This is a genomic window from Pseudomonas sp. PS01301 (assembly GCF_029960215.1).
Lineage (GTDB): Bacteria > Pseudomonadota > Gammaproteobacteria > Pseudomonadales > Pseudomonadaceae > Aquipseudomonas > Aquipseudomonas coleopterorum.
Map to the genome: position 1 here is coordinate 1 of NZ_JASCPM010000092.1, position 3,805 is coordinate 3,805.

The following is a 3,805-nucleotide window of genomic DNA, read 5'->3' on the forward strand; positions in this document are numbered from 1 at the left end:
GCCGATGACCGCTCCTACAGGGAATCCAGCACCTCTGTAGGAGCGGTCATCGGCCGCGAATAGATGCTGCCGTGCATCAGGCGCACGGCGATAGCCCTACTTGGCGGTGATCACCGCCAGTTTGGTGATGCCTGCCTTTTCGATGGAGGCCATGGCCCTGGCCACTTCGCCATAGTTGACGCCGTCGTCGGCCTGCAGTTGTACGCGCACATCGGGGTCTTTCTGCCTGGCGGTCTGCAGGTTGGTCTGGAGCAGGTCCGGCTGGATTTCGTCCTTGTTGATGAACAGTTTGCCCTGCCCGTCGATGCTCACCACCAGCGGGTCCTTCTGTTCGGCAGGCGCCACCGCTTCGGTCTTGGGCAGGTTGATCGGGATCGAATTGGTCAGCAACGGCGCGGTGACGATGAACACCACCAACAGCACCAGCATGACGTCTACCAAAGGCGTCACGTTGATCTCGCTGAGCACCTCGTCCGTGTCTTGAGTGGAAAAGGCCATGTCAGGACGCCTCCTTCACTTTGTGGCCCGAAGCTGCAGCACCGCTGCGAGTCAGGGCCGGATGTTGCAGCACGCGGAAGGAATGCTTCTGCGCCAGGCTGTAGAAGTCATGGGCGAAGTCGTCGAGGTCGGCGGCGGTCAGTTTCAGGCGACGCAGAAAATAGTTGTAGACCAGCACCGCCGGCACTGCGACGGCGATCCCCACGCCGGTGGCCACCAGCGCCGCGCCTATGGGGCCAGCCACCGTCTCCAGGCTGGCCGAGCCGGCCGCGCTGATGCCCTTGAGCGCCGACATGATCCCCCAGACCGTCCCGAACAGGCCGATGAACGGCGAGGTACTGCCGATACTGGCCAGCACCGCCAGGCCCGTTTCCAACGAGCGCCGCTCACGTACGATCTGCTGGCGCAGGGCGCGCTCGAGGCGATCCTGATGATTGATCGACTGGCTCAGGTCGGTTTGCGCCTGCTCGTTGACCTGGATGGCCGCGTAGCCCGACTGCGCGACCCGAGCCGCTGCACCGGGTTGTTCCTGGGCCAGATGGGCCGCCGAATCCAGGCTCGATGCCGCCCAGAACTGCTTGTGAAACTTGCGATCCTGCCCTTTGAGCCGAGCGAACTGCAGGCCCTTGAGCAATGCCAGCCCCCAGGTGGCGACGGAAAACAGGATGAGCAGCCAGATGACCGAGTGCTCGACGGAGGTGAAGGGAGATTCTGTCAGAAGATTCATGGTGAGGCTCTCTGTAGCAAGGCGTTGGGTGGTGCGATGCGCCTTTTGTCAGGTAGCCCGCTTCATGCAGCAAAAAAGTCGATCAGCGCAATTTGAAATCGATCGGTACGCTGACCCAGCCATCGACTGGGTCGGCACCCCGTTTGGCCGGAACGAAGCTCCAGCGCTTCACCGCTGCCAGTGCGGCATCATCGAGCTGACTGCGACCGCTGCTGGTCTGTACCTGGATTTCGCTGGGCTTGCCGCTGGCCAGCACGTGAACCCGCAACAGCACGGTCCCTTCCCAGTTGCGACGCATGGCCAGGGCGGGATATTCGGGCGCCGGATTGTGCAGGTAGCCGGCATTGGCCGAGGCCGGTATCAGCGGTTGCGGCGCAGGCGGTGCCGGGGGTGCAGGCGGCGTGGGCGGCGTCGGTGCGGCCACGGGTTGCGGCGGCGCAGGCGGTTGCACGACCGGTTTGGCCACCGGCTTGGGTACCGGCTTCTTGACCACGGGCTGAGGCTTTGGCTTGGGCGGTGGTGGTGGTGCTGGCTTGGCCGCCAGTTCATCCTCGACAGGCGGTGGCGGTTCGACAACCGGCGCGACCGGCTCGGGCGGCGGCGGTGGCGTCTCTACCACCGGCGGTGGCGCAGGCTGGGAAAATTCGATCGTCATGGGTGGAATTTCTGGCGGCACTGTCGGCAGTACCGGTGTTGGCGTCTGACTGATCCAGTAGATCACCGCACCATGCAGTACCAGCGCGAACACGCCCAGCAATGCCGCCTCGCGGCGACCGAGGATGCGCTTGGGCGCACGTTGCAGGCGCAGCTCGCCCAAGGGTTCGCGGAACACCCGGCCCAGGTCGAGCAATTCGCCGGGTACCGGATGCCACCGCACCTCCAGGGCGGCCTTGAGGTTGTTCATCAGTTGCTCCTGTTGACGGGTGATCGTGAAGAAGCGAGTCCAATCGGCCTCTTCGGCGGGCGAATGATGTTCAAACTCCGCTAGTTCGAAAAGTAATTGTTTGTTATTCCAAGCTTTCAATCCGGCATAAGGCGCAATGCGGGGTTGGCTTATTTGTAGTTGCTGTTGGCCTATGAACACTTGGCCAACTTGACTGTTGCTCAGGCAACACTGAACAGCCCGAAGCATCGCTATTTTATTCAATCAAATGATCGGGTTGCAGCTTTCGCGTCATGCAGCGGACGGTGGATCAATGGCGATGCGCAGCGCGTGCTCATTGCGCGACACGACATAAGCTAATGCTCATAAGGTATTTAACGATCGTTTTTTATATCCATTAGTATCGCCCTCATTCCGTGTTTTACCGCTCGATTCCTTTCTTTTTCTCCGCACTTTGAAGGCGCCGCCATGCAGCTTTTGACACTTCCCCCATCGCCCGCCCTCGCCACCTCCATCCGCGCCACTGCCCAGGTGTTCGAAGACCCGAAATCCAAGGCGTTGCTGGCCCATCTCGAACAGGTCGCGCCCAGCGAAGCCAGTGTGTTGATCATCGGCGAAACCGGCACCGGCAAGGAGTTGGTCGCGCGCCATATCCACAACCTCAGCGCAAGACGCAACAAGCCGTTCGTGGCCGTCAACTGCGGCGCGTTTTCCGAGTCGTTAGTGGAAGCCGAACTGTTCGGCCACGAAAAAGGCGCATTTACCGGTGCCCTGGCGGCCAAGGCCGGATGGTTCGAGGAGGCCAACGGCGGGACCTTGTTTCTCGATGAGATCGGCGACCTGCCGATGCCCATTCAGGTGAAGCTGCTGCGCGTGCTGCAGGAGCGTGAAGTGGTACGCCTGGGTTCGCGCAAGAGCATTCCGATCAATGTGCGGGTACTGGCGGCAACCAATGTCTTGCTGGAGAAGGCGATCAATGCCGGCCACTTCCGCGAAGACCTCTATTACCGCCTGGATGTGGTCAGTCTGGAACTGGTGCCGCTGCGCGAACGGCCTGGCGATATCATTCCGCTGACCCGGCATTTCCTCGAGGTGTATTGCAAACGCCTGGGTTACGAACGCGCCACATTGTCGGCCGACGCCGAGCACAAGCTGCTCCACTACAGCTGGCCGGGCAATATTCGCGAACTGGAAAACGTCATTCATCACACCTTGCTGATCTGCCGCAACGGCGTGATCGAGCGCGATGACCTGCGCCTGTCGAACATGCGCATCGAGCGCGCCGATGACAGTCCGGCGGTGGACGATTCGGTGGAGGCGTCACTGGATCGGCTGTTCCAGCGGCTGTTCGACGAGCAGGTCGGCGACCTGCACGAGAAGGTCGAGGATGCCCTGCTGCGTTCGGCCTATCGGTTCAGCCATTGCAACCAGGTGCACACCGCCAACCTGCTCGGCCTGAGCCGCAACGTCACCCGTACACGGCTGATCAAGATGGGCGAGCTGGCGGTGAACAAAAGGCGCTCGGTGGCGGATCAACCGGAGGTACGGCCGCTGAGGTTGTCGATCTGAGGGTTTTGTAGGGACCGTGATAAGTGGATGACTGGGCAGAAGCGAACCTGTGGGAGCGGGTCTCTGCCCGCGAAGAAATCGCTGCGGTGTTTCAGGAATACCGCGGTGGATTCTTCGCGGGCAGAGAC

The 3,805-nt window shown here is 61.6% G+C and carries 4 protein-coding genes; 1 reads left to right on the forward strand and 3 read right to left on the reverse strand.

Features of this window, described 5'->3' with window-relative positions:
• Positions 1 to 96: 96 nt before the first annotated feature.
• The 3 genes from QMX89_RS22435 to QMX89_RS22445 all read right to left on the reverse strand — a co-directional run bounded on the left by QMX89_RS22435 (position 97) and on the right by QMX89_RS22445 (position 2,129).
• Complete coding sequence (locus QMX89_RS22435; RefSeq protein ID WP_049860037.1) at positions 97 to 498, reverse strand: biopolymer transporter ExbD; 402 nt, start codon at positions 496 to 498, stop codon at positions 97 to 99.
• Position 499: 1 nt separating this feature from the next.
• Positions 500 to 1,225: a MotA/TolQ/ExbB proton channel family protein gene (locus tag QMX89_RS22440; protein ID WP_192066054.1), complete on the reverse strand. Its 726-nt coding sequence runs from the start codon at positions 1,223 to 1,225 to the stop codon at positions 500 to 502.
• A gap of 82 nt (positions 1,226 to 1,307) precedes the next feature.
• Positions 1,308 to 2,129, reverse strand: coding sequence for an energy transducer TonB (locus QMX89_RS22445; protein ID WP_282349934.1), 822 nt, complete (start codon positions 2,127 to 2,129; stop codon positions 1,308 to 1,310).
• 447 nt (positions 2,130 to 2,576) lie between these two features.
• Between QMX89_RS22445 and QMX89_RS22450 the strand changes: the two genes are divergently transcribed.
• Complete coding sequence (locus tag QMX89_RS22450) at positions 2,577 to 3,677, forward strand: sigma-54 dependent transcriptional regulator (RefSeq protein ID WP_282349935.1); 1,101 nt, start codon at positions 2,577 to 2,579, stop codon at positions 3,675 to 3,677.
• Positions 3,678 to 3,805 lie beyond the last annotated feature (128 nt).